The organism is Pseudomonas sp. MF6747, assembly GCF_963890955.1.
Taxonomy (GTDB): domain Bacteria; phylum Pseudomonadota; class Gammaproteobacteria; order Pseudomonadales; family Pseudomonadaceae; genus Aquipseudomonas.
The window spans coordinates 99,738-125,666 of record NZ_CAWPSZ010000053.1 but is presented as its reverse complement, the minus strand read 5'-3'; the positions used below and the strand labels follow the sequence as shown (position 1 = coordinate 125,666).

The window sequence follows — 25,929 nt, the reverse complement described above, 5'->3', positions numbered from 1 at the left end:
ACAGGAATCGTGAACATGAACTCCAAGTGCTATTGCACAGGTTGGTCCCTCGTGGCCGGCCTGGCGGTAAGCGTACTGGCATTGCCGAGCCTCGCTGGCGCATTGACACTCGATGAAGCTTTGCGGCTGGCCGAAAACAATGCACCGTCGTTGACCGCACAAGACGCCAAAATTCAAGCAGCCACCAGCGCGGCCATTCCCGCTGGCGAACTTCCAGATCCCAAGTTGCTGCTGGGCGTGCAGAACTACCCCATTGGTGGTCCCGACAGATGGAGCATCGACCAGGACTTCATGACCATGCAAGTGGTCGGGATCAGGCAGGAGATGCCCAACAGCGACAAGCGCAAAGCACGTATCGAGGTCGCGGATGCGGCTGTTGATCGAGCGTCCGCCGAGCGCCGAGTGGCGCGTCTAAACGTCCGACAGTCCACGGCATTGGCCTGGATCAGTAGCTACTCGGTTGAGCGTAAAGATGCGATGTTCCAGGACTTCTACAAAGAAAACCGTCTTCTGACCGATACCGTCAGATCTCAGATTGCGGGTGGCCGCGCCCAACCCGCCGATGCGGTGACACCTAAACAGGAAGCTGCTCAACTGGCGGAGCAACAGGATGATTTAGTTCGCCAACGTGCACAGGCCCGGGCTGCCCTCAAGCGCTGGATTGGCCCTGCCGCCAATGACAAACCGGTGGGCAGCTTGCCTGATTGGCCCATCGAAACCTCTGGTTACTCCCATAAGCTGCAACATCACCCCGAATTAGCGGCTTTTGTGCCGATGACCCGTGAAGCACAAGCCAAGATCCGTGAAGCTGAGGCGGAAAAACAATCTGACTGGAGCTGGGAATTCGATTATCAGCATCGACGCCAACAATTCGGTGACATGGTCAGCGTGCAGTTTTCATGGGATCTCCCGCTGTTTCCTGACTCTCGGCAAAACCCCAAGATTGCGGCCAAGCACGCCGAACTAAACCAACTTGAGGCTGAGCGCGAAGCCCTGTCACGCGAGCATACCCAGCAACTGGAGGATGAGCTGGCCGACTACGAGCGCCTCAATCGTGCAGTCAACCGTAATCAGGAAAGCTTGTTGCCGCTGGCTAAAGAAAAGGTCGAACTCACCATGGCCAGCTACCGCTCCGGCAAGGGTGATTTGAACTCGGTTGTGGCCGCTCGACGCGAACTCATCGAAGCCCGTCTCAAGCAGATTGACGTTGAAGAGCAACGTGCTCTTACCAGCGCTCGCCTGTATTTCTCTTACGGGGAGTCCGCTCAATGATTTTTAAAGTCTGGAAAGGGGCTTTAGTCGTCGGCATCTCGATTGCCCTGGGTGTTGCCGGTGGTTACTGGTTTGCTCAACCGCGAATGAGCGGAGTAGCTGGTGTCGTGTCGGATCAGGAACCCAAAGCCTCTGCCGATCGAAAAGTTCTGTATTGGTATGACCCAATGTACCCACAACAGAAATTCGATAAACCGGGTAAGTCACCCTTCATGGACATGCAGATGATCCCTCAATACGCAGATACCAAGGGGGACAGCGCTGCCATTCGAATTGATCCAAGCCTGACTCAGAACCTTGGTGTGCGACTGGCTAGCGTCAGTCGAGGCGTATTTGACTCGACACTGAACGTGGTAGGTGTGCTGGCCTTCAACGAACGGGACGTTGCAGTCATTCAGGCCCGTACGGCGGGTTTTGTCGAGCGCGTGTATGCCCATGCACCTGGTGATGTGCTGAAGGCGAATGCCGCCTTGGCAGATATCTTGGTGCCGGAGTGGGCAGCTGCGCAGGAGGAATTTCTCGCCCTCAAGCGTATTGGCGATGCTGGCTTGCTGACAGCGGCCCGTCAGCGATTGCGGCTTACCGGAATGCCAACTTCGTTAATTGCTCAAGTTGAGCGCAGTGGCAAGGTTCAGCCGAACCTGACTCTGACCACCCCTATCGGTGGTGTGCTTCAAGAACTGAGTGTGCGTGAAGGTATGACGGTGGCCGCAGGCGAGACGCTGGCTCGTGTTAATGGTTTGAGCAGTGTTTGGCTGGCCGTGGCTGTACCAGAGTCGGAAGCTGGGTCAATCGTCGTAGGACAAGCAGCTGAAGCGCGTTTGTCCGCGTTCCCTGGAGTTGTGCTCAAGGGCGTTGTTAGTGCGATTCTTCCGGAAACCAGTTCGGACAGTCGCACACTTCGCGTTCGAGTCGAGTTACCCAATCCGGATGGTCGACTCAGACCAGGTTTGACCGCACAGGTAAGCCTCAACCGTTCGACGGAGCAAAGTGTTTTGTGGGTGCCGAGCGAGGCCGTCATTCGTACCGGTCGACGTGCGTTGGTGATGCTCTCTGAAGACGCTGGTCGATATCGCCCGGTGGAGGTGCAGTTAGGACAGGATAACGATGGCAAGACGGCTATATTGAAAGGCTTGGAAGAGGGGCAGAAAGTGGTGACCTCTGGCCAGTTCCTGCTCGACTCGGAGGCCAGTCTCAAGGGCGTTGTCGCAAGCTCATTGGACGTTTCGCCATCTACTGTAACCGTCGTAGCTTTGCATGAGGCCGATGGTCAGATCGTTGAGATCAACGACAAAGAAGTCACGCTCGCCCACGGTCCCTTCAAGACATTGGGTATGCCAGGCATGACGATGACTTTCCCTCTCGCCACTCCAGCTCTGATGAAGGGCCTAAAAACGGGCGACAAGGTTCGGATTGCTGTCAGCCAGACGGATGATGGTCTGCGCGTTGAGCGTCTTGAACGCTCTGGGAACCAGCCATGATTGCGGCCCTTATTCGCTGGTCGGTGGCCAACCGCTTTCTTGTGTTGCTGGCGACGCTGTTCGTCACGGCATGGGGTATCTGGGCGGTTCAAAGTACGCCCATCGATGCATTGCCAGACCTGTCGGATGTTCAGGTAATTATCCGTACACCTTATCCAGGCCAAGCCCCACAGATCGTCGAGAACCAGGTGACCTATCCATTGGCAACCACCATGCTCTCAGTGCCTGGGGCCAAGACTGTGCGCGGTTATTCCTTCTTTGGCGACAGCTTCGTTTACGTGCTGTTCGAAGACGGAACTGACTTGTACTGGGCCCGCTCGCGGGTGTTGGAGTACTTGAGCCAGATACAGAGTCGCCTTCCGGCCAGTGCCAAGCCCGCCTTAGGACCTGATGCCACAGGGGTTGGCTGGATTTTTCAGTACGCGCTGGTTGATCGCAGCGGTGGGCACGATCTGGCGCAACTGCGAGCCCTACAGGATTGGTTTCTCAAGTTCGAGCTCAAGACACTGCCGAACGTTGCGGAAGTGGCCACCGTGGGTGGCATGGTCAAACAGTACCAGGTCCAGCTCGATCCGCTTAAGTTGGCGAACTTGGGTATCACGCAGTCTGAGGTGACCGAGGCGATCGGCAAGGCCAATCAGGAAACCGGTGGGGCCGTGCTGGAAATGGCGGAGACAGAGTTCATCGTACGAGCTTCCGGCTACCTGAAGACGCTCAATGACTTTCGCGCTATCCCACTCAAACTGGGCACGGGCGGTGTGCCGGTCACTCTGGGCGATGTTGCCACGATTCAGTTGGGGCCTGAGATGCGTCGAGGCATCACCGAACTGGATGGCGAAGGTGAGACTGTCGGCGGCGTGGTGATTCTGCGCAGCGGTAAGAATGCTCGTGAAACCATTGCGGCGGTCAAAACCAAACTCGACGAGCTGAAAAGCAGTCTGCCGGCCGGGGTAGAAATCGTCACCACCTACGACCGCAGCAAGTTGATTGATCGTGCCGTGGAAAACCTCAGCCACAAGCTGATCGAAGAGTTCATCGTCGTCGCGTTGGTCTGCGGGATCTTTCTCTGGCACCTGCGCTCATCCCTTGTGGCAATTATCTCCCTGCCAGTGGGGGTGTTGATTGCCTTCATCGTCATGCGCTACCAAGGCATCAATGCCAACATCATGTCCTTGGGTGGGATCGCAATCGCCATCGGCGCTATGGTCGACGCCGCAGTGGTGATGATCGAGAACGCCCACAAGAAGGTAGAAGCCTGGCATGTGGCCCACCCTGGGGAGGAACTCAAGGGTGAGCATCACTGGCAGGTGATGACCGAAGCGGCTGCCGAGGTAGGACCTGCATTATTCTTCTGTCTGCTGATCATCACCCTGTCGTTCATTCCGGTGTTCACGCTGGAGGCTCAGGAAGGACGTCTATTCGGTCCATTGGCGTTCACCAAAACCTACGCTATGGCCGCAGCGGCTGGACTGTCGGTAACTCTCGTACCGGTGTTGATGGGGTATTGGATTCGTGGACGAATTCCCAATGAGCAGCAGAATCCGTTAAATCGTTGGCTGATCCGGATCTACGAGCCCGCTCTGGACGCCGTGTTACGTCGACCCAAAGTAACGCTGCTGGTTGCGTTGCTGGTCTTTGTCAGCGCGTTGTGGCCGATCTCTCGTCTGGGTGGTGAGTTTCTTCCCCCGCTGGACGAAGGGGACCTGCTCTATATGCCATCAGCTCTGCCGGGATTATCGGCGCAGAAGGCCGCGCAACTGCTTCAACAGACTGACCGTCTGATAAAGACAGTCCCAGAGGTCGAACACGTCTTCGGTAAAGCCGGCCGCGCTGAAACCGCGACTGACCCCGCACCGTTGGAAATGTTCGAAACCACCATCCAATTCAAACCACACGAACAGTGGCGGCCAGGCATGACCCAGGAAAAGCTCGTGGAGGAGCTGGACCGAGTGGTGCGTGTCCCAGGCTTGACCAACATCTGGATACCGCCGATTCGTAACCGCATCGACATGCTGGCTACCGGTATCAAAAGCCCGATTGGTGTGAAGGTTGCCGGTACCAATCTGACGGAGATCGATGCCGTAACCCAAGCTGTCGAACGTGTGGCCAAGGACGTGCCAGGTGTCAGTTCAGCGTTGGCCGAACGACTGACCGGTGGCCGCTATATTGACGTGGATATAGATCGTAAAGCTGCGGCCCGCTATGGGTTAAATATTGCCGATGTGCAGTCGATCGTGGCCGGCGCAATCGGCGGTGAAAACGTCGGGGAGACGATTGAAGGGCTGGCTCGTTTCCCGATCAACGTCCGTTACCCTCGCGAGTGGCGTGACTCACTCGGTGCCCTGGAGCAGTTGCCGATCTACACACCTTTGGGTAGTCAGATCACCCTTGGCACTGTGGCGAAGATCAAGGTCAGCGATGGTCCGCCGATGCTCAAGAGTGAGAACGCACGACCTTCAGGCTGGGTGTATATCGACGTGCGTGGCCGGGACATTGCCTCAGTAGTCGCCGATCTTCGACGGATCGTCAGCGAGCAGGTTAAGTTGCAGCCCGGTATGAGCCTGAGCTACTCAGGACAGTTCGAATTTCTCGAAAGGGCCAACGCACGACTCAAACTGGTGGTGCCTGCCACGCTGTTGATCATATTCGTGCTGCTCTACCTAACGTTTTCTCGCTTTGATGAGGCCTTGCTGATCATGGCCACTCTGCCATTCGCACTGACTGGTGGGGCATGGTTTCTCTATCTGTTGGGATTCAACCTGTCGGTTGCCACCGGGGTCGGCTTTATCGCCTTGGCCGGTGTTTCTGCCGAATTTGGCGTGATCATGCTGCTCTACCTGAAAAATGCATGGACCGAGCGTCAAGACCTCGGTGACAACACAGAACGCGGGTTGATGGCCGCGATTCGTGAAGGCGCTGTCCAGCGCGTTCGACCTAAGGCTATGACCGTGGCAGTGGTTATCGCTGGTTTGTTACCTATACTTTTGGGAAGCGGTACCGGTAGCGAGGTTATGAGCCGCATTGCCGCCCCGATGATTGGCGGTATGGTTACGGCACCCTTGCTATCGCTGTTTGTGATCCCGGCGGCCTATCACCTCATGCGTCGTCGACACTTGTCCGTTGAGCCTGGCAAGCACTGACGCGTAAAAATGCATACGAAAGGGGCTGCGCTTGCAGCCTCGTTTGAGCTGCATAGCCCGTTTTCATCAGTCCTACGCGCGGTATGTATCGAAATTAGCAAGTTTATGTCTTTTGCATAAACTCGCTAATTTCGATACATACGCTGTGGTCAGTGCCATTACCCACCAGCACTTGCCAGAAAAACGAACGCTGCCACCACTCCATTTCGATGAGCCAAAAAAAGCATCCTGCTTAAAGGCGACTCAGCATTCGTCACCCTCAGATCTCTCTTGAAATCGGGACAAATGACCCTAATATGATCTTATCTTGCCATCATCGTTTTCAATCATGGATGTTTCTCGGGGGTAGGTCGAATGGCAGAACAAGAAGACGCTAAGCCCGCGAGCGGGCGCTTTAACACGAATGATGAGACGAAGCGGATCGTATGGACACAGACCGCTGGTCATTGTGAACTGTGCGGCACAGATCTAACGTTCGACTATCGTGCCGGCAAGCCAATGAAATGGGGCGAAGTGGCGCATATCCTACCCGCCAGTCCCAAGGGGCCTCGGGGACGCGCGGATCATGATGCTGAGGCGCACACTAACGATACTGCTAACCTGATGCTCCTGTGCCCAGGCTGTCATGACAAAATTGATCGTGACGCAGATGGCTACCCTGAAAATGATCTGAGCGGTTTGCACCAAGCGTACCTCGAACGCATCCGACTCGCCGCAACGACCCCCGATGGTGGCAGAGCCATTCCTCTCATCGTCCAGAGTCAGCATTTTCAGACGATCAACGATATCCCCGTTCGCGATCTGTTGACTGCGATGTCCGCCGAGGGATTAACCGCCTTCGATCAAGGCATCAAAATCGCCTTCGCTGCGCCCGGACCACGTGGCAGGGACACTACCTATTGGCAGAACGTCAAAGACAGCGTCCAGTATGAGCTGGAGCAGCAACTCAAGCGTCGCGGCGGCACTTATGGCGACTCGCCTGCGCTAGCAGTAGTCGGCTTGGCCGACATCCCGGCTTTGATGATGTTGGGCCAGAGTATCGGCGACCGTTCAAAGCGCTTGATCTTCTCCTTTCACCGCGAGCATCTCTTGCGCTGGCCCGATCAGTCCGCTGAGCCGCCCGCTTTTTTGTTTACACCTCCCCCCGACGGCGACGGGCCACTGGCGCTGGTGCTCTCCATTTCTGCGCAGGTTCCAGTTCGCGACGTGACCGACGCTCTGCCCGATGCACGTATTGCAGAGCTGTCGATCCCAGAACCAAGCTATGCGATGGTACAAAACCGTCGGGTGATTCATGCCTTTCGCGACGCACTTCAAATACGACTGAGCCAGCTTGAGGCTCTGACTCCTGACCCTATCCACGTCTTCGCCGCCATTCCTGCGGCATTGGCCATCGAGTTTGGTGCGTTGCTCACAACACAGCATCAACATACGTACCTGATCTTCGATCGGGACAAAGAAAACCAAGATCGGTTTACGCAAACACTGCAATTGGGCTCGGTGGCCCAGGAGGCTAGGTAAATGCTTTTGAGCAACGAACAGACCAAGCGCAGCAGTTGGGAATATTTTCTGCTTCGCGCCGCGCGGGAAATCTCGCTGTCGGAAGCGCAGTACGAAAAAATCAATGACCGCTACTCCCAACTGGAAAAAATTCTCTCGGCTTCCGACAACCCGCTGCTCGCTGAAGCCCATATCTTCGTTCAAGGCTCGATGCGGCTAAAAACGACTATCAAGCCAATCCCCGGCGCGCCTGCGGATCTGGACACCATTGATGCGGACGCGATTATTTGGCTTCCCCACGCTCAGGGCGCTGGTGCAAAGGAAGTTCTAGAAGCGATTGAGCAGCGTTTTAGGGAAGGCTCCCGCGTTCAAGAAGAAGTTAAGCAATTACGTCGTGGCATCCGGATCGTTTATGCCGACGAAAATCCAGGTTTCCACATCGATGTCACGCCTGCCCGCGCGATCAACGGAAATGGCGAAGCAAACGGCGAAGGTAAGCTGGAGGTTCCGGATCGGGTCACAGGGTGGAAAGCAAGCAGCCCTATCCCTTACTCGAATTGGTTGCAGGTTGCTTCTGCCCAAAAAATCTCTCTGGAAAGCTTGGTAGTTGCCAAAAGCCAGCGGATGCTTGATGCCGCGACACAAGATCCTTTGCCGCATTATCAGGATTACATCGATCAAGATCCCCTGCGTGCGACCATTAAGCTGCTCAAGCGGCATCGCGATGAATGGGCCATCAAGACAAGGAGCGCTGATACTCGCCCAATATCTGCGGTCATCACCACCCTAGCCACGCACGCATACCTGGATGTCGTAAAGGAGTCGCAGTCGAAGCCTCTGGCACCGCTCGATGCAATTTTGGAAATCGTTCGCAGAATGCCGCAGCACATCGCGCATAGAGGTAGCGACTGCTATGTCTGCAACCCTGCCGATAACGGCGAAAACTTTGCAGAGAAGTGGAATCGACCGGGCGAGGGGCAAGGCTACCGTCAGGCATTCGCCAAGTGGCATGCGGACGCCAGTGCATCTGTGTCATTAGGTTTGGAAAGTTTTGAATCCAATGATTCTTTTGCCGAGGCAGTGAAAAAGAACTTCGGTATTGCGCCGGCGTTCATCACAGCAGTGAACAATGAAATCCCTGCGAATTGGACGATGCCCGGTCGACCGGATGGCACTACTCGAAACACTGCTTCGATGGGTTCGCTCTTCGGAGGGGCCAGCGGTGGCGGAACCTCTCAGTCGAGCGTAAAGCCAGTTGGACGCCTTGGCTGATCCTATTAAGACGCCATTGCAGCGCGGAATTGCCGCACTGCGAAACACCCTAGGTCAGGATGCTGCCGATGCATTGCTCCAGCCCGCACTCATGCGGGCTGACGAAGCGGCGTGCTTTCACTTCCCCTTGCCCATCGATTACACGGGGCAGGAGCGGCGACTGCGTATCGGTTTCCCCTCCAACTTTCCCCGTGGACTCTTGCGGCTGAACGTCGAACCCTCTCCATGGCTGGTTTGGCCGCATGCCACCAAGTCGGGGCTTTGCCTTCATGGCTTTCAGGAGCGCCCCATTATGGGCTCCCCGGAGGTCGTGGTAGAGGACAGCCTTGCTCGCTTGGCCCAGATCGTTTCGTTGTCCAAGATGGGATCAAGCCAGGCAACGCGCGATATCGAATTTCAGAATGAGATCACCACCTATTGGTCTTTTCAGCACGGTCAGTCATTCCAGAACCTCTTACTTTTGGATCGACCTCAGGCCGCTTCGCAGTTGTTTGCTCTCAGTGATCCTCGCCGGGCGGTGCCATCCGGTCAGGAAACGGTTTGGCTAGCATCTAACGTAGCTGCACTCAAAGGGCATTACCGACGGGTTGTCGGGCGCTCCGCTGTCATTCGCGCGGCCGAAACTCCCGGTTTTTACGTCAAGCTTCAGACTTATCCGGATATCCGCACCCCGGATCCAGAAGATTTATTGCTGTGGCTCACGCCACACCTTCAACCAGACGATGCCGAGCAATTGCTGGCATGGTTTGATCTGCATGGAACGTTGGCGAGTCGATGGATTGTTCTGGAGCTTCCGGGAGGGGCAGATGCTCCAACATATTGCCTCAATGTGCGCTCGCTCGGCGTACAGCAGGAGCGGGGGGCAAAGTTTGGCTTGCGTACAGCGCGCCGCCGGCCAGCTATCGCAGATGCACATCCTCCGGCGCTCGTCCGAGCAACTGCACTGGACGTGCTTGATCGAGCGTCCATTCTGTCCCGCGATATAAGCGGTACTGCACAGCACCTTGAAACTGCTCGGGTAGTTTGTGTTGGTGTTGGCTCGCTAGGCAGTGCGGTGGCAATACAATTGGCACGATCCGGTGTCGGCCACCTTACCCTCATCGATCCTGACACTTTGGTGTCAGCCAATCTGGGCAGGCATGTTCTGGGAGCGGATAGCCTAGGGAGACTGAAAGCCTCAGCATTGAGGGACAAGATTCTGTTAGATCTTCCGACTACAGAATGCACCGCTTATTCGACTTTTGCCGAAGTAGTGATGAGCAGCAAACCAGAAGTGTTCGATAACGCAGATCTGGTGGTGATCACGACAGCAGACTGGCAGTCGGAGGTCACTGTATGGCGAGCCAAATCCAGCGGCGTTTCTTGGGGACTTTTACAAGCCTGGAGCGAACCGTATACCCAGGTAGGCCATGCGCTATTCGCACCAGCCGGTACCTTTGATGGCCGTCATTTATTCACGGACATCGGCGATTTTCTCCATAAGTTTACAGAGTGGCCGGGAGGAGGTGTGGTTCCATTGCCCGCGTGTGGGGAGAGCTTTATTCCCGGCGGATCGCTAGGGATGACCAATATCGCCTCTATGGTGTCGCACACGGCTTTACGCGCATTGACCGGCAACATCGCCACTGCATCTTGGGTCAGCAGTATCTACAGGCCTGAAGATGTGCCGAGTCTCGGAGGCCAATACCATGGGCCCAAACTCCCAGAGGGGGCGCAGCAACTCCTACTCGAGCGCGGATGGCCGGAACATAAGGATGAAACGGTATGACGGATATCGCTTGGCGCTGGAGATGGGCGGAGGTGGATTCCGAGCTATTGGTCTCGCAAGCTGTCGCGGACATCTTGGATAGTCATCGGCAAGGCCTTTTTGGCGTGGAGCGAGGGGGACAGTTATTCGTCAACCCGGTTAATCCGAAAGGGTTGCTGCTGGCCTTGGCCACGTTGCCTCATCGCGCCGATCGCTCAGGGTGGTCTTGGCTAGAACTGGATGCGGAGCGGTGCCGTCAGGAGATCCAGTCTGCCAACGAACAAGGGTTACGTCTGGTGGGCTATTGGCATACGCATCCCCAATCTGTTCCGGTGATTTCTCCGGCAGACATAGGAAGTTTCTCCAAATTTGCTGCGCGTTACACGCAGGATCTGCCGCACCCAATGGCCGTTATCGTTGGCAAGTCCGAAAAACCAGAAGGCATCAAGGCGTGGTCGTTCAGGGGCGGCAGATATGTTGAGGCAACCTGGCTTAGATAAGTTTCACGTCGGTGCCGTGGGAGGCAGGGTCAGCGGTTACCTTTACCAGCCAGCATTAGGGCGAAGAGCTCTGCCTGAAAGCGAGCATCATCCAATGCGTTATGGTTCGGTTCGCTGAGTGGCTTCAGCGCAGCGGTCATCTTGGAAGATTTCGTTTCCTGCCAGCTGCATCCTACAGCTCCCATGAAGTAGGCTTTCATATCGATAGCAGTAAAACCAAAGGGGTTGGTTTCCAAGTATTTGTGGAAGTAGTAATTGACGAATGACCAGTCAAACGGTGCATTGAGTCCTACGAAAATGACCTTCTGCCCCGTTTGGCAGGATGATTTCAGCCATTCATCAAATGTCAGCATCGCCTGTTGAGGAGTAAGTCCCTCGCGCTCCAGCCTCTCCAGACTCAGCCCCGATACTGCCAGTGCTTCTGGGTCGTGTTTTGGACTGTCAGGTCGTAGTTCAAGATAGATGGACGTGGCAGGTTGGGCTACAAGGCAAGCTCCAATGGAAAGCAGACTGTATTCGCCTGGTATAGGTCCAGAAGTCTCGACGTCGACCGAAACATAAAGCTCATCAGGGTGCATGTCATATCCTTTTCGTGTAGTTACCTGATCACGCTCAGGCTCTTAACCATGTGAAGGTGGAAAGGCAGGTAAAGCCATTGCCCCATTTTTTGCTGTTTCACTCGCTATCCAGCGTTCGAGCAGCGGCAGTGCCTGTCTACAGCAGATTGCGCGTTCCTTTGGTCAGCTCTGCGCCCAAGCATAATGATGTGTGTCATTCTCTGAGGGCGGATGAGGGCCGGACGATCATGAGTGAAACTGAGCGTTGGATAGTCAAATGCCTGAAAACTGAGGATGGTTCTGGCGACATCATCATTGATCTGCCTCAAGAGTTGCTTGACCAAATGGGGTTAGGTGTTGGGGACGACCTGGAGCTAACGGTAGCGAATGGCACAGTAGTGCTGACGACCGTGCACAACGCAACATCAGTGCGGCCCATGTTTGCTGGAGTCCTGCGTGATGATGCCTATCATGCTTACCGCAAGCGTTTGGAGGCGTATCTCCATATCTCTTCCAACGCTTCGGATCAAGACATTCACGACATGATAGTAGCTGGCTTTTCGGCCGGCCTGATTACGTTGCTGTGTGCTAATGGAACCATAAGTCCGCAAGAACGCGACAGAATCATTCACCCCAAAACGCTCAAAACAAAATTGGCAGGCAATCAGCTTTTAACGTTGGATGAGAGCGATCGCCTGTTCCGGTTCGCACACATCACCGCCATGGCCGAGATCATGTTCGGGGACGAAGGGAAAGCCAAACAATGGCTTTCCAAACCCAAAGCCCGTTTTTTGGGAAAAAGCCCATCGGCAATGGTCACTACATCTCACGGCACACATCTAGTCGAAGAAATGCTGATTCAGGTGTCTGAAGGCATTTCATTTTAATCCAGCCGCAGTCGAGTAGACCCAGCACAAGCGAGTACGCGATCACGGACCGCAGCTTATGCGCTCCCCCTTGAATTTAGAGAGTTAAAACTGTCGCAGGGAGGCCACGTTTTCCTAGAGCTTTCGCTCCCTTTGGAGGAAACGCAAAACTGTCGCAAAGGGCAGAAATACAGCTTCCGGCGATTATGCTAGAGAATTACATCTGTCGTAGCCAGCTGCCGGCACCGTCCCTGCCGCGCCCCCTTGAAAGTCCACCTAAAAGGGACTAGATATAAAAATGCTAACCTTTGAGGCTCCGAACATGAAATCCACATTAGCCGCAGAGCTTCGCCAAATCGCCAAGAACGCTCCACGACTTTATTTCGCTCCGCTGATCGGAGCCATAAAAGAAATCCGATCTGAGATGCGTAAAACCTACAAGACAGAGTCAAAGAAAAATTAAGCGATTCTTCGACTAACTCTTAGGTAGGCGGTAGATCTTTTACTTCTCCGCTACATGCTCTGCGTTGTCACTTCGGCTTTTTGGGCTTGGGAGGTGCACGTTATCCATATACTCAAGGAAAACATTCTCTTTTTCCTCATCGGTCAGATTCGTGACTGGAGCCCGACGACACGGCTTGACTGCCTGAGGTGCGTCCATGCCGAGAGCCTCGATATCTTTGACCGCTGCTCGCTCTTTTGCGGGCAACGAGGAGTGAAAGACCGTAGCAATGACACGTTTGTGACGATCAGCACGAGTGAAATTCACGACATTTGTCTTCATTGCAGCACGTAGATCGAACGGGCATTGCAAGTCCTTGTGCTTATGTTTTTTGCGACTGCTCAGCGCCAGTTGCGACACTCCACATACGCCAGCTTCAACAGCAATACCACCAGTCGCTTGATACCAAAAGTAAAGCGGTACAGCTCACGGCCAACTCACCAACATCGGCCTTTACGTAGCCATGGCTCACTCTGAGACATTCAGCGATATAGTTCAGCCAATCCGCGCTGCCAGGCTCGTCCGGCAACCTGATTCGGGGATCCGCGAGCAGACGTTGTCCTCGCTGTTTCGGCCAAGCAGCACCTGAGCCCGCGTTGGTGTGTTGCATCTCTTCTAATACCGCCAGGGAAACTCGTTGAACGAGCTAAGCCTGATTCCAGCTGGGTCACGTGAGGTGCCACCCGAGATCAAGCGGCACCTGCGACGGTTATAATTCACACGCGACAGTTTTAATTCTCAAAAGCCACCCTTCATGACTGCTTACTCTAGCTGTTGTCAAACTATGTTGTGAGCAGCCGGGCCCTGTATTTGAAGCACAGCCCATCTGTGTCAATCTATGTTGCTGTTGTCTTTACCCCGAATCATCCTACAGGCCCCGATTTACGCGAGGGGTTGTGTCAAATTATGTTGTTGGTACCCACGCACCGGGTCTCCAACTTCCACGCAAGGACGCGACCTGGATGCGATCTGACTTTTCCCAACTGCGCGAACGTTTGAACGATCGCCGCTTTGCGGTAGCGGCCAACACCCAAGGGCTTTCCGGCTCGGGCACGGTGTTTCATTACCGGGTCGAGGGTAACGCCATTACGGGCACTTACCAGGGTGGCCGCATCCGCACGGGCCAGCAGGTCGGGCGCGTGACGGGCTCCAACACCCTCGAGCTTCTGTTTCAGTGCCTGACGATGGACGGCGAGCTGCTTGCCGGCTGGTCACGCGGCACGGTCGGGGTGAATCACGCCGGGCTTACCACGCTGGCGTTCGAGTGGGGGTGGCTGTCGGGCGCGACGGGTGGCGGGACATCCAGTTACATCGAGATGGCGGCACCAGCACCCCGGTAATCGGGGTTTTTTATGCGCGCTGTTTTTACGTCATCGAAGCTTCACGAAATAAACCGGCACTTCCAGGTGTTCCCTTGGGGAGCGCGCACCACCGCGCGAGCAGTCCTAGCCCCCTGGAAGATGATCATGCCGAGCAGTTTTCAATCCATTGATGCCCCTTGCCCCTCGCAAACCCCGCTGCGGGCGCTGTTCCAGCACGCCAGCGAGCGGCCCAACGCCATTGCCCTGATTGCCGACGGCGACGTCTGGTCCTATCACCGCCTGGCCAGTGAAGTGGTGCGCCTGAGCAACGGGCTCAAGCGAGCGGGGATCGAGCCAGGTGATCGGATTGTCATGCTGGTGCGCACGTCGCCGCTGTACGCGGTGTTCCTGTTCGCCGCGATGATGAGCGGGGTAATCCTGGTGCCGCTGAAGACTGAATTCACGGCCCGTGAGCTGGATGAGTTTTTGGGGTGGCTACGCCCAACGTTGTTTGTTCATGAGGCAGATCTGCAGCCCGTGGTGGCGCAAATGGCTGCTGACGTGCTTGAACGTACGCGCACGGTTACCAGCGCGGGCTGGCACGCGCTGTTGGGCGAGGGCAGCCGCCACACAGCTCAGGTGCCGGTGGATATCGATTCGACCTGCCTGCTGCTGGCAACGTCCGGCACCACGGGCATGCCCAAGCTGGTGGCCTACAACCAGCGGGTGATTTCCCACGTTGCCGGTGCACTGAGTGCGTGGGAACTTGATTCGCACTCCTGCACGCTCGGCAGCACGCCGGTCGCCCACGTCTCCGGTTCCTTTGTGCTGATGGCGACGATCATTCGTGGCTGTCAGGAAGTCATGTTCAGCCGTTCGATGCCGACAAACTCCTCGATGCCATCGAGCAAGAGAGGGGCACGATGCTGTTCGTCGCGCCGTTTATCTGCCAGCCGCTGGTGGACGCCCAGCGTAAGCGCCCGCGCGACCTCAGCTCGATGCGGGTTTGCGGGATAGGTGGAGACGCGTGCCGCCCGGTGGTTGCCGAAACCTTCCAAAACACCTTTGGGTGGCGTCTGAACAATACTTACGGCCTGACGGAATGCCTGGGCAGCATGGCCTTTGGTTCGGTATGGGATACCCTCACCGCCATCCCAGGGCGCGCGCGCCTGGTGGATGCCGACGGCGTCGAAGTTGCCCAAGGCGACGTAGGCGAACTGCAGATGTGCGGCGCCAACCTGAGCCTCGGCTACTGGACCGGTCCCGGCGACATCATCAGCCATAGCCGTGGAGTTTGGTTTGCCTCGGGCGATCTGATGGTGCAGTTGCCCAATGGCGAGTACCGCTTTGTCGGGCGTTGCAAGGATCAGATTGTCAGATTCACCGACAAGATTTCCCCCGTGGAAGTGGAAAACCAACTGATCCTGCACCCGGCCGTCGCCGATGCGGCCGTCGCGGGCGCACCGGATTACGAAGCGGGGCAGCGGGTGGTGGCGTTGGTCAAGCTGACAGCCGATGCACCTGGCACCTCGGCGCAGGAGCTCCTTGCCTGGTTGCGTGTGCGCCTGGCGTCGTTCAATTTGCCACGCCAGATCGTGTTGACCGAAGCCATCCCGCGCAACGCTTTAGGCAAAGTAAACCGCAATGAGGTCGTGCGAATCGACTCGACGAATTAACGACCTCCTGTCGAATCTGTGGGCTACTGCCGGGCGCGCCGTCAGGCTTTACCCCTAGAATGCCTTCCTGTGGATAACTCAGACAGGGACGCCTTCACCATGAATATCGAACTGCTAATCGCCGGCATCGTCGTGCTGATCATTGTCGTGGGCCTGATCGGCTGGATGGTCGGGGTCTACAACGGCCTGGTCATGCGGCGTAACGATGTGGATAAGGCGTTTGCCAACATCGACGTGCTGCTCAAGCAACGGGCCGACCAGATCCCCGACCTGATGCGCGTGGTGCAGACCGCCATGAACCACGAGAACGCGCTGTTTACGCGGCTGAGCGATGCGCGTAACCAATACTTGAATGCCAGCAGCCTCAACGACAAGGTCGATGCGTCCAATCAGCTCAATGCCGCACTCAAGTCGGTGATTGCGGTGGCGGAGAGTTATCCGGCGTTGATCTCCGGGCCGAACATGGTCGAGTTGCAGCAAGCCATTTCGGCCGTGGAAGAGCGCATTGCCGACCGGCGTGAGTTCTTCAATGAGTCGGTCAACCTCTACAACATAGCCATCGCGGTGTTCCCCGACCTGTTCTTTGCGCGGATGCTCAGCTATCAGCGTATTCCGTTGCTGGCCATCAGCGCCGAAGAAACCCGCTACGAAGGCGTGAAACTTGAGGTGCCGGGGGCATGAAAACCACCCAGGCAGGCGTCGTGGTGAAGAAACCCAAGTGGAAAACCGCGTTGGCACTGGTGTTGCTCGCGGGCTTCATCAGCTTGATTGCTTATGCACCGCACATTTTTATCGCACTGTTTTTCCCCGTAGGCATTCTGGTCGGCCTGCTGCTCAGCTTCGGGCCCAGCTTCTCTAAAACCGAACAGCGCCTGGCCACCAGCCAGATTCGTTCGCTGGCGATGGGCCTGGTGGAAGTACGCGGCAAAGTGATTGCCGACAAGACCCAGCTGTCGCCGGTGAATGGCAAGCCGTGCGTGGGCTATGTCTGGGTTGTCGAGGACGGCAAGAAAGACGACGACGGGCACTGGAGCTGGAGCCGGGTATCCAGCGAGGCGCGCTGCAATGACTTCCGCCTGCAGGATGCAACGGGTGAGGTCCGCGTGATCGCCGAAGGCATTGATCTGTTCGGCAACAAGGCGCCTGACGATTACGAACTCGTCGGCAGTTCCCGGCGCCAAGGCGAAATCCTGCTGGTCCAGGACCTGGACGTGATGCTGATTGGCGATGCCTGTGAGCGCGACGGTAAACCTGCGATTGCCCAGGGCAAACAGCGTAATGCGGTGTTCGGCCTGGCGCTGACCCAGGATGTGGAAAACACTCGCGTGCTGGCGCCGCTGTGGCGTGCCGGTGGTTTCTATGCGGCCGTGGTCGGGATGATCGGCGTGGGCATCATGGCCATGACGCCCGCGCATTTCGCCCAACTGCATTTACCCGGTCCCGACACGTATCAGCAAATGGAGCCACTGGGCCCCGTGTATCGGCTGCTGGCCTGGCTGTACCGCGAAGGCGGTTTCCCGATTCCGTTCATGGCGGCGTTTGGTTTTTTCCTGACTATCATCGTGGTGATGATGGCGACCCGGCTGGTCCTGCCCAAAGGCATGCGCCTGGCGGTGGGTCGGGTGCTGGGCGCGTGGATGGGCTTGGGCATGGTCATCGGCGGCGTGGTGACGCTGCTGCTGTTCGTGGCTCAGGTGGATACCTTGAAGCTGTTTCTGGTGTGGATGCTGATCCTGCTCGGCACGTTGGTGTTTTCGATCTTCGAGCAACGCAAGCTGGGTGCGGCGTTCAAGCATTTTTCCAAGGATGCCGGCAAAGCCGGTCTCGGCGACGAAGACGCCTGATCAGGGCGTCGCGCAGCAGATCAAATGTGGGAGCGGGCTTGCCCGCGAAAGCGATGGGTCAGTCAACATCACTGTTTGCTGGGCCAACGTTTTCGCGGGCAAGCCCGCTCCCACAGGGGCGATCTGCGCCTGTCCAGCCAAGTACCCCTGTGATCAGGGCACAAATTCCACCTTCAACCCCCGGCTCGCACTGCGGCCTTGATCATCACTGACCCGCAGCCGGTATTCGCCCGACTTGCCCGGCCGCCAGTTCAACGTGGTTTGCGGCGGGCCTTGGCCGATCAAGGTTTGGTCGGCAAACCAATACAAAGTCACCGCGTCGCTGGCCGCGTTGGCATTCAGCGGGATGCTTTCCTGTGGCTGAGACAGCCGCAACTGGTAGCTCACTTGGGTCAGCGGCGAGCGAATTTGCGGAGCTTCGCTTTGGTCGCTGATGCGGTTGGGCTGGCAGTTTTTCATCACGCTGGGCGGCGTGCGCCGAGGCAGGCCGGCGGCGCGATACAGGCGTTGCACGTCACTGGGCCAGAACTCGAAGACTTCTTCACGGGTGTATTGCGCATCAAATGGCGGGCACGCAGCCCTGCCAGTGCGGGTGTCGATCAGCACCGGGCGGTGCAGGTTCGACACGCGAATCGGCGACACGCCGGGGATGTACCAGGTCTTGCGGGTTTGCGGGCACCAGCGGTTGGGCAACTCACCGGAAGCGGCGCAGACCTCAATGCGCACCAGCCCGGCGGGTGGCTTGTCGGGCTTGATCACCACATTGGGCAGCGCCAGGGGCAGGGCGTCAGCGATGCGAAAGAACAACGGTGCAGCGGTCTTGGCGCCGATAAACGCAGGGTTCGGTCGACCATCGAAGTTACCCACCCACACCACCAGCACGTACGGCCCGACCAGGCCGGCGCTCCACGCATCGTGAAAACCCCACGAGGTGCCGGTTTTCCACGCGGTGCGCCAATGGCGGCCGGGCAAGCCATCCGGCCGTGGGTTGCGGCGCAACATATCGCGCACCATAAACGCGGCCTGCGGCGTGAGCAGTTGCGCTCCAGTGGATTGCGGCTGTTCCTGCAAATACCGTAACGGCCGCAGATGCCCGTCACCGGCCAGCATCACATACAGCCGCGCCAGTTCTTCGGGGGTCATCTCGCCACCGCCGAGGGCCAAGGCCAAGCCGTAATGGCTCTCGCCGCGCAGGCCCTGGATGCCGGCGCGTTGCAGCAAACCGTACAACGACGGCGATTTGACTTGGCTGGCCAGCCACACCGCGGGGATATTGCGACTACGGATCAAAGCATCCCGCGCTGTCAGCGGCCCGATAAAACTGCCGTCGAAATTTTCCGGCTGAAAGTAGCCGAAGTTACTCGGCAAATCCTTGAGGATGCTCATTGGGTGGATCACACCCTGATCCAGCGCCAGCCCATACAGAAACGGCTTGAGGGTCGACCCCGGCGAGCGCCGCGCCAACACGCCGTTGACCTGTCCGTGAATGCTTGTGGATAAGTAATCCGCCGAGCCCACCAGCGCTTTTACGCTCTGGTCACGGCTGTCGATCAGAATCGCCGTGGCGTTTTCCACACCCGTGCTGCGTCGCTCGGCGATAAAGCCGCTGATCAGGCGTTCGAGCAATTGCTGCAAGGGCAGATTAAGCGTGCTGTTCAGCTCGTTGCCGGGCTGGGACGCCAGCAGTTGTTCACTCAGGTGCGGCGCCAGGAAGGGGATCTGCTGGCGGTTGCGCGCCTCCAGCGGCAAGTCGAGCAAACTGTCGTTTCGCGGGTCTTGTGGATAAGTCTCGCGCCAGTCGGCCATCAAGCGCAGCCGCGCGTTTTGCAGCGAGGGCCCGAAACGCGCGCGCCGCCCCGGCTGCTGGGGAATCACCGCCAGCGCCAGCGCCTCGGACAACGACAACTGCGCCGCCGACTTGCCAAAGTAAATGCGGCTGGCCGCCTCGGCGCCTTCGATATTGCCGCCCATGGGCGCCAGGTTCAGGTAGGCCTCAAGGATGTCGTGCTTGCTGTAACGCGCCTCCAGCCACAACGCCAAGGCCATCTGCTGCAACTTGCCCGGCACTTGGCGGGTGTTCAAATCCCACAGGCGCCGCGCCAGTTGCATGCTCAAGGTCGAACCGCCCTGGCGCTGGCCGCCGCTGTAAGTGGCTATGGCCGCGCGCAGCAACGCCGGGGGATTGATCCCCGGGTGCCAATAGAAATTGCGGTCTTCCTTGAGCAGCAACGCCTCGACCAGTGACGGCGACATGCGCGCGAGCGGCAGCCACAACCGGTATTGGCCGTCATCCGCCAACGTCATGCGCAGCAGCGCGCCGTCGTCGGCCAACACCACCCGCGACGAGGTGACGGCCTGTTCCAGCGGGGCGTGTGGCCACAACCGCAACCCCACCAGCACCACCGCCGCTGCCAGCAGCGGCGTCAGGCGTTTAAGGCTTGGTAATTTCAAGCTGGCCTACTTTGCCGCGCCCTTGCAGGGTGGTTTCGTACATCCCTTCGGCGTAGGCCGGAGGCGTGTTGAAGGTGCCGGCGTTGGTGGCGCGCACGCGGTAGACGAAAGTGCCCACATCGCGCAGCGCGGTGCCGTACAACACCACCCGATCATCACGCACGTCCACGTAGTCCGGCTGCCAGTTGCTCAGCTCGGTTTCGCCGATAGGCGCCTGCCAGGCATCCGCTTCTTCACTGTCGGCGGTTTCCACGTACTCCGAATCATCGCCTTCGCTTTCATCGGCGCTGGCGGTTTCCGGCTCCGGCGGCAAGTTATACACAGGCTCGACGCCGCCGGGCAGCAGGTCGACCACGGCCACTTGCTGCACTTGGTCGCGGTCGGTCGCGCGCAGGCGCAGACGCACCAGGAACTCATCGCCCACCGCCACTTTGCTCACCGGCTCGCCTTTGAGGTCGAGGTATTCGTGGATGATTTCCAGGCCATTGTTGATCGGCTTGAGCTTGGCGCCCTTGTCGAAACCGGCCTCGCTGAGCATGTAGAACGCGGCCGGGCCGTCGGTTTTTTCCATCACCAGCTTTTGCGTAGCGCCCGGCACAGCGGCGCGTGGCGGCTGCCCGGCCATTTCCAGCAATTGCTGCTGCTTGTCGCCCAGCCAGGCGGTGGCTTTGAGCGTCATGTCGCTTTGCGCGCGCTGGCCATAGTTGTCCAGGGCACGCAGCAGCAGGGCGGCCGACAGCGAGTTGTAGCGTTGCTCGTTAAGACGCTTGCCGAGCTTATCCAGCAAGGCGGTCGGCACATCGTCCAGCAATTCAGGGAAGTGACGCGCCAGCAGGTGCAAGTGTTCGGCGTCGTGCACCAGCGGGTCGTAATACAGGCCGTCGCTGTCCCACTTATCCACAAGGGAGCGCCATGGGATTTTGCGGAACAGCGTATCGGCCTGGCGGTCCTGCTTGAGCAACTTGTAGCTGGCGGCCAGGTAAGCGGCGCCCAGGTCGTTCTGCCAGGTGTCTTTGAAGTAACTTTCGTAGCGCTCGCGGATATCGCTCAAGGCGCCGCTCACGAGAATGCCCTGACGGCTCAGCAGGTAACTGGCGTACGCACGGTTGCGCAATTCCGACAGCCCTTCGCTCGGGCCGTTGGCCAGTTCTGTCAGGTAGGCGTTGGAGCGCACCAGCAAATCTTCCGGCACCGGCAGCCCGCGTTCCTTGGCTTCGATCAGGAAGTCGGTGGCATACAAGCTGGCGTACGGCGCCACGTCCGGGTTGGCGGCCCACAAACCGAAGCCGCCGGCCTGGTTCTGGCGTTGGCGCAACATGCGCACCGCGCTGCTGAAGGCTTGCTCGGCTTCGGGTGCGGTGCCGCCCCAGATCAACGCCGGCATGGCCTTGGACACCAATTGCTCGGTGCAGGCATAACCGTAGTCATCCAGGTAATGCTTGAGGCCGTTGGCCCACACCAGCGGCGAGGCCGCCACGCCCAGTTGCACGTCGCGCAGTTGGCTGAACAGCTCGCGCGTTGGCTTGAGCTCTTTGCTGGCACTGTCGAAACGGCCCAGGCTCAAGGCCACACGGTGCTCACTTAATGGGCGGATCGAGGTGGTTTCCGCCACCTGAATGCGCTTGCCGTCCGGCAGCACGGCGATAAAACGCAGGTCCGCCGAACCGAGGGTTTCGCCGACCTTGATCTTGAATTCGGCGGTGCCTTCTTTACGCGGTTGCAATGACAAGGTGCTGCCTTTGTCGCCCTGCACGTTGAGGCCGTCGCTGGTTTGCAGCTCAAACTTCACGTCCGCCGCGGCATCGAGGTTGCTGAATACTCCGGCGCTCACATTGAACACATCCCCCGGCGCGACAAAGGCCGGCACGTTGGGTGTGATCACGATCGGCCCACGCACCTCGGTGCTGGCCTCGCTGACGCCCACGCTGTCGGCGTCCACCGCCACCGTAAACAGGTGCAGCTTGCCGTTGAAGCTGTCCGGCACCTGGTAATGCAGCACGGTTTCACCGGCCGGCAAATCCACCAACCCGGACCACCACGCCACAGGCGGCTGATGTTTACGTTTGAACGGGTTGAGGTGGTTGGCCAGAGCGCCTTCCGTATCGCCGCCGGGCGCTGCCCCACTGAGCAAGCGGCTGAATTCCGGCAGGATCAGGTCAAGAATCTGACTGGTGCCGACCTCCAGTGCGCGCTTCTGGAAGAAGAAACCCAACGGGTCCGGCGTCTGGTAGCGCGCCACTTGCAGGATGCCTTCGTCCACTGCGTAGACCACCGCGCGGCCTGGCCGGTCGGCGGTGACCTTGATGTCCAGGGTTTGCCTCGGCTCGATCTTCGCCGGGCCTTCGACCTTCAGCGCCATGCGGCGCGCATCCAGGTTGATGCTGAACGGCACCACGCCGTAGGACAGCGGGCTCATATAAACCTCGGACGAGCCGATGTCGCGCACGAACTGCACGTTGACGTAGGCATTGCCCTCAAGGCCCGCAGGCACGCGGATATGTTGCACGCTGTTGGTGCTGTCGGCCTTGAACCATTGCTGGGTGTAGACCTTGTCACGCTCGATTGTGATCAAGCCCGCGCCGGTGTACGGCGCGCGGATGCTGATCGCAATCTCATCGCCGGTGGCGTAGCTGCGTTTATCCAGGCGCAGCTGCAACTCGGCGTTACGCTCCAGGGAGCGCGACGTGTTGCCACGTCCGGCCACGCTGTAGTCGATCTGGTTGAGCAGGTTGCCGTTGGCATCCTTGAGTTGCAGGGTGAAATCGCCCGGCGTACCGGTGTTCAGGGTCTGCTTGGCGCCGTCCTTGGTCATCGTCAATGGCGAGGCGGGCTGGCTGATGTTCTTGATGCGCGACTCGTATTTGTAGGTGCCGTTGGACTGTTTCACCAACACCGACACATAACGGTGCTCGACCACTTCACTGGTCAGGCCGTCCACCGCCAATGGCGTGAGGTCTGGCGCGACGGCCAGCCACTGCACCTGACGCGGGGCGTCCTTGGCGACGTACGACAGCGAATCCTGACTTTTCACACCAACCAGATAAGGCGCGGACGACACCAGCAGTGCACTTTGCGCCGCCACGTTACGCCCACCTTCAGCCTCGAACACCTGGGTCATGACCTGCAGGCGATAGGTGCTGTTGGCGAAGCGTTGCAGGTTAAGGTCGAGCACGGCCTGGCCGTTGTCGTCGACGGTGGTTTCAGCGAGGTCTTCGGTGCTGGCGTCTTCCAGTGAGTTGTTGAGGCGGAAGCGGTAATCGGGATAACGGTCGAAGGCCGCAAGCGTCGGGCTCAAGGACATCTTCGCCGTCACCCGGCGGCCGGCGGCCGGAGCGCCGAACAAGTGCATTGCAGTGACTTTGGCCACCACCTGGTCCGGTGGAATCCAGCCCAATACGGGCGTGTCGTGCAGGCTCAGGCTGACCTTCATGCGGTCCGGCTCGAAATCGCGGACTTTGAAACTGACACTGCCCAGGTCGGTGCGGGTGTTTTTCTCGCCAATCAACTGCAAGGTCGCGGTGTAATCGCCTGCGGGGGCGACGTCGCTGCTGGGGAAATCAAAGGTTTCAAAACCGCTGGTGGACAGCTTCAGGGGTTGGCGAATCACCTCCAGGCCACGCGGGTCGGTGATTTGCAGCTCCACCGGCAGGCCTTGCAGGGCGCCTTTCCAGTTGCCGCTGCGCACGATCATGCCCAAGTGCGCGGTCTCGCCAGGGCGATACAGGCCGCGGTCGGTAAACAGGTAGGCGCTGAGCCGATCAATCGCGCCGTCTTCTTCCAAACCGCCTACATCAAAACGCGACAAATCCAGCTGCTGCGACTGACGGGCAATCGGCAGGAAGGACTGATCATTGCCGCGAGTGACTACATACATCAGCGGCGTTTTCTCACGGCGCAATTCATCCAGCTTGGCGAAATGCGCATGGCCTTCGGTGTCGGTGCGACCACTGCTGACCGGCAGGCCGTTGCGACCAATGATGTCGACCTGTGCGTCGGCCACCGGCGAACCGTTGCCGATCGACTGCACGTACACATCATGGCTGCCATCGCTGGAGCGCTTGGCGATGATGCCCAGGTCAGTCACCACGATAAAGCGCAGGTCGCTGGTACTGCTGCGGTCGTACTCGAACGTGCGTTCTGCGGGGTCATCCTGAGGGCTGAGCTTGAGCACGAAAATGCCACGACGCCCGCCGTTGGCGGTGAGGTAGTGGCTCAGATCGACGTTGTCGTAGACGGTTTTCGCCGGGTCATTGGACGACAGCGCAATATCCAGCGACTGGCGCTCGACCATCCGATCAAAGTATTCGTTGCCGAAATTGGGCCGGGCAAAACTGCCGCTGCTCTGGTCCACCAGGTGCTGCAACTGGTTGGGCAGCAGCCGGGCGATTTCCACATGGGCGCCGGGCACGCCACGGGCCATGAAGCCCAGGCGTTTTTCACCGTTGAGGCTCAGCAGCGCGCCGTTGGAGAGGAACTGCAGCGTGCGCGGATACGCCGGCATGCTGATCAACGAGGCCGTAGGGTTTTTCGCCAGATAGCCGCCGATGGCTTCCAGGTTGGCGGGCACACGCACATACAGCGCGCGACCGGCCGGGGCCTTGAATTTGAACGCGTGCAAGGTGTTCAGCGGCTCGACGCTGGGCACATGGGTCAGGGCGACCTTGGTGCTGCGGGCCAGCAGGGCGTCATCAATGTCGTTGCTGGTATAGGGACGAGTATCGTCCTGGGCTTTTTCCGGCAGCAGCCACGCCTGGACCTTACCGGCAATGGTGTCATCGGCCACAGCGCTGGAGCTGCTGAACATCAGCACCGGTTCAGGTTCGCCGCGTTCATTGTCGACAAAACTGACGTCGGCGGCGGTGAAGGTCAGGCGATAACGGCCGGGCACGGTGACTTCCGACACCAGCGGCGCGGTGCTGGCGTTGCCACCGTCACGGGCTTTGATGCCTTCGTCGAGCCTGGCGCTGACCGGCGTGCTTTCCAGTGGCGTGGCGAGGGCGGCAGAGCGTACGTAGGCGTTGAGCTTGTTGTCGTCGAAGGTGATTTCCGGGCGGTTGGGCAACTGCGCGTCGCGGTAGGCCAGGCCTTTGCCGAGGGTCACAGACACGCGCTTGCGCAGGTTGTCTTCATCCACCGGGTGGGAAAAGTGGAAGGTCGCGACCAGCTGTTTCAGCGTCGGGTTGGACGGGTCTTGATACAGCTCGTTTTGCGCCAGGGTGGCGCGGAACGGCTGGGTGGAAAACTGGCTGCTGTACTGGCTGAGCAACACGCCGTCGGCCAGGAGGTTTTTCTTCGCCAGGTCCAGCGTGTAGTGGGCGTCTACAGGCCAGTCTTTTTCTGGCACGAACAGTAAAGTGCGGTCATCGGACCAGCGCCAGGCGCCTGCCACGTTGGGTTTGAGGGTGATGCCCTCAGTCACCGGTTTGCCAATCGCCGCCAGGGGGGCCACGGATTCGGCGAAACGCACCTGCACGTTATCCACCACCGGCGGTTGCTGGGTGTAATCCGTCAGGTTCGGCTTGTGCAACGAATAACCAACGGTGTGCGGCTGCGGCAGGTTTGAATACCAGTGCCAGCCGTAGAATCCTGCGCCAGCCAGTAACACCAGGCCCAACACGCCGGCGCCGGCCTGGCGCGGATAGGCGCGAGCGTTGCGGCCCAGGTTCGCAAAGCCTCGACCTATGGCGCGCAGCCAGAAAGGCGGCTGCCATTGGCCGAACAGGGCACTCACCACCGTGGTTAACAGGCCGAGAAAACGGCGACTGATCGCTTTCAACGAATCGAACATGGTGAGCATCCCTGGCTAATTGCGGCGTATCT

Annotated in this window: 16 protein-coding genes and 1 pseudogene; 13 read left to right on the top strand and 4 right to left on the bottom strand. The window is 58.5% G+C overall.

Annotated features, from left to right (window positions below):
- Window positions 1–15 precede the first annotated feature (15 nt).
- From AACW30_RS30540 to AACW30_RS30510, 7 genes are all read left to right on the top strand, one after another.
- The gene (locus AACW30_RS30540) at window positions 16–1,272 is read left to right on the top strand and encodes a TolC family protein (RefSeq protein WP_200624122.1); all 1,257 of its coding nucleotides are present in this window, start codon (window positions 16–18) and stop codon (window positions 1,270–1,272) included.
- Entirely contained in the window at window positions 1,269–2,753 is a 1,485-nt protein-coding gene (locus tag AACW30_RS30535; RefSeq protein ID WP_200624121.1) for an efflux RND transporter periplasmic adaptor subunit, read from the top strand. The genes AACW30_RS30540 and AACW30_RS30535 overlap by 4 nt, the downstream gene beginning before the upstream one ends.
- Complete coding sequence (locus AACW30_RS30530; RefSeq protein WP_200624120.1) at window positions 2,750–5,893, top strand: efflux RND transporter permease subunit; 3,144 nt, start codon at window positions 2,750–2,752, stop codon at window positions 5,891–5,893. The genes AACW30_RS30535 and AACW30_RS30530 overlap by 4 nt, the downstream gene beginning before the upstream one ends.
- Before the next feature lie 354 nt (window positions 5,894–6,247).
- Window positions 6,248–7,414, top strand: a complete 1,167-nt coding sequence (locus AACW30_RS30525; protein ID WP_200624119.1) for an SAVED domain-containing protein — start codon at window positions 6,248–6,250, stop codon at window positions 7,412–7,414.
- On the top strand, window positions 7,415–8,665 hold the full coding sequence (locus AACW30_RS30520) for a nucleotidyltransferase domain-containing protein (protein ID WP_200624118.1): 1,251 nt from the start codon (window positions 7,415–7,417) through the stop codon (window positions 8,663–8,665).
- A complete protein-coding gene (locus AACW30_RS30515; protein ID WP_200624117.1) occupies window positions 8,649–10,433 on the top strand; it encodes a ThiF family adenylyltransferase in 1,785 nt (594 codons plus the stop codon). The genes AACW30_RS30520 and AACW30_RS30515 overlap by 17 nt, the downstream gene beginning before the upstream one ends.
- Window positions 10,430–10,912 (top strand): Mov34/MPN/PAD-1 family protein, encoded by a 483-nt coding sequence (locus tag AACW30_RS30510; RefSeq protein WP_200624116.1) that lies wholly within the window; start codon window positions 10,430–10,432, stop codon window positions 10,910–10,912. The genes AACW30_RS30515 and AACW30_RS30510 overlap by 4 nt, the downstream gene beginning before the upstream one ends.
- Before the next feature lie 29 nt (window positions 10,913–10,941).
- On the opposite strand, the gene AACW30_RS30505 is transcribed toward AACW30_RS30510, so the two are convergent.
- Window positions 10,942–11,490, bottom strand: coding sequence for a 3'-5' exonuclease (locus tag AACW30_RS30505; RefSeq protein WP_200624115.1), 549 nt, complete (start codon window positions 11,488–11,490; stop codon window positions 10,942–10,944).
- A gap of 227 nt (window positions 11,491–11,717) precedes the next feature.
- Here AACW30_RS30505 and AACW30_RS30500 point away from each other — a divergent pair, with 227 nt between their 5' ends.
- Window positions 11,718–12,356, top strand: a complete 639-nt coding sequence (locus AACW30_RS30500; RefSeq protein ID WP_200624114.1) for an antitoxin Xre/MbcA/ParS toxin-binding domain-containing protein — start codon at window positions 11,718–11,720, stop codon at window positions 12,354–12,356.
- A 481-nt stretch (window positions 12,357–12,837) separates the two neighbouring features.
- Here AACW30_RS30500 and AACW30_RS30495 read toward each other — a convergent pair whose 3' ends face one another.
- On the bottom strand, window positions 12,838–13,197 hold the full coding sequence (locus tag AACW30_RS30495) for a hypothetical protein (protein WP_200624113.1): 360 nt from the start codon (window positions 13,195–13,197) through the stop codon (window positions 12,838–12,840).
- A 602-nt stretch (window positions 13,198–13,799) separates the two neighbouring features.
- On the opposite strand from AACW30_RS30495, the gene AACW30_RS30490 reads away from it, so the two are divergent.
- The 5 genes and pseudogenes from AACW30_RS30490 (at window position 13,800) to AACW30_RS30470 (ending at window position 17,658) form a co-directional block, all read left to right on the top strand.
- Window positions 13,800–14,177, top strand: a complete 378-nt coding sequence (locus tag AACW30_RS30490) for a hypothetical protein (protein ID WP_200624112.1) — start codon at window positions 13,800–13,802, stop codon at window positions 14,175–14,177.
- A 12-nt stretch (window positions 14,178–14,189) separates the two neighbouring features.
- Window positions 14,190–15,334: pseudogene (locus AACW30_RS30485) on the top strand (class I adenylate-forming enzyme family protein); the annotation flags it as partial.
- Between the two features lie 27 nt (window positions 15,335–15,361).
- Window positions 15,362–15,814, top strand: coding sequence for a class I adenylate-forming enzyme family protein (locus AACW30_RS30480; protein WP_325167550.1), 453 nt, complete (start codon window positions 15,362–15,364; stop codon window positions 15,812–15,814).
- A 99-nt stretch (window positions 15,815–15,913) separates the two neighbouring features.
- Window positions 15,914–16,495, top strand: coding sequence for a LemA family protein (locus AACW30_RS30475; RefSeq protein WP_106575960.1), 582 nt, complete (start codon window positions 15,914–15,916; stop codon window positions 16,493–16,495).
- The gene (locus AACW30_RS30470; RefSeq protein WP_106575959.1) at window positions 16,492–17,658 is read left to right on the top strand and encodes a hypothetical protein; all 1,167 of its coding nucleotides are present in this window, start codon (window positions 16,492–16,494) and stop codon (window positions 17,656–17,658) included. Before AACW30_RS30475 ends, AACW30_RS30470 begins: the two co-directional genes overlap by 4 nt.
- Before the next feature lie 153 nt (window positions 17,659–17,811).
- Here AACW30_RS30470 and pbpC read toward each other — a convergent pair whose 3' ends face one another.
- Window positions 17,812–20,109, bottom strand: coding sequence for a penicillin-binding protein 1C (gene pbpC / locus AACW30_RS30465; RefSeq protein WP_200624111.1), 2,298 nt, complete (start codon window positions 20,107–20,109; stop codon window positions 17,812–17,814).
- On the bottom strand, window positions 20,090–25,897 hold the full coding sequence (locus AACW30_RS30460; protein ID WP_200624110.1) for an MG2 domain-containing protein: 5,808 nt from the start codon (window positions 25,895–25,897) through the stop codon (window positions 20,090–20,092). The genes pbpC and AACW30_RS30460 overlap by 20 nt, the downstream gene beginning before the upstream one ends.
- Window positions 25,898–25,929: the final 32 nt, after the last annotated feature.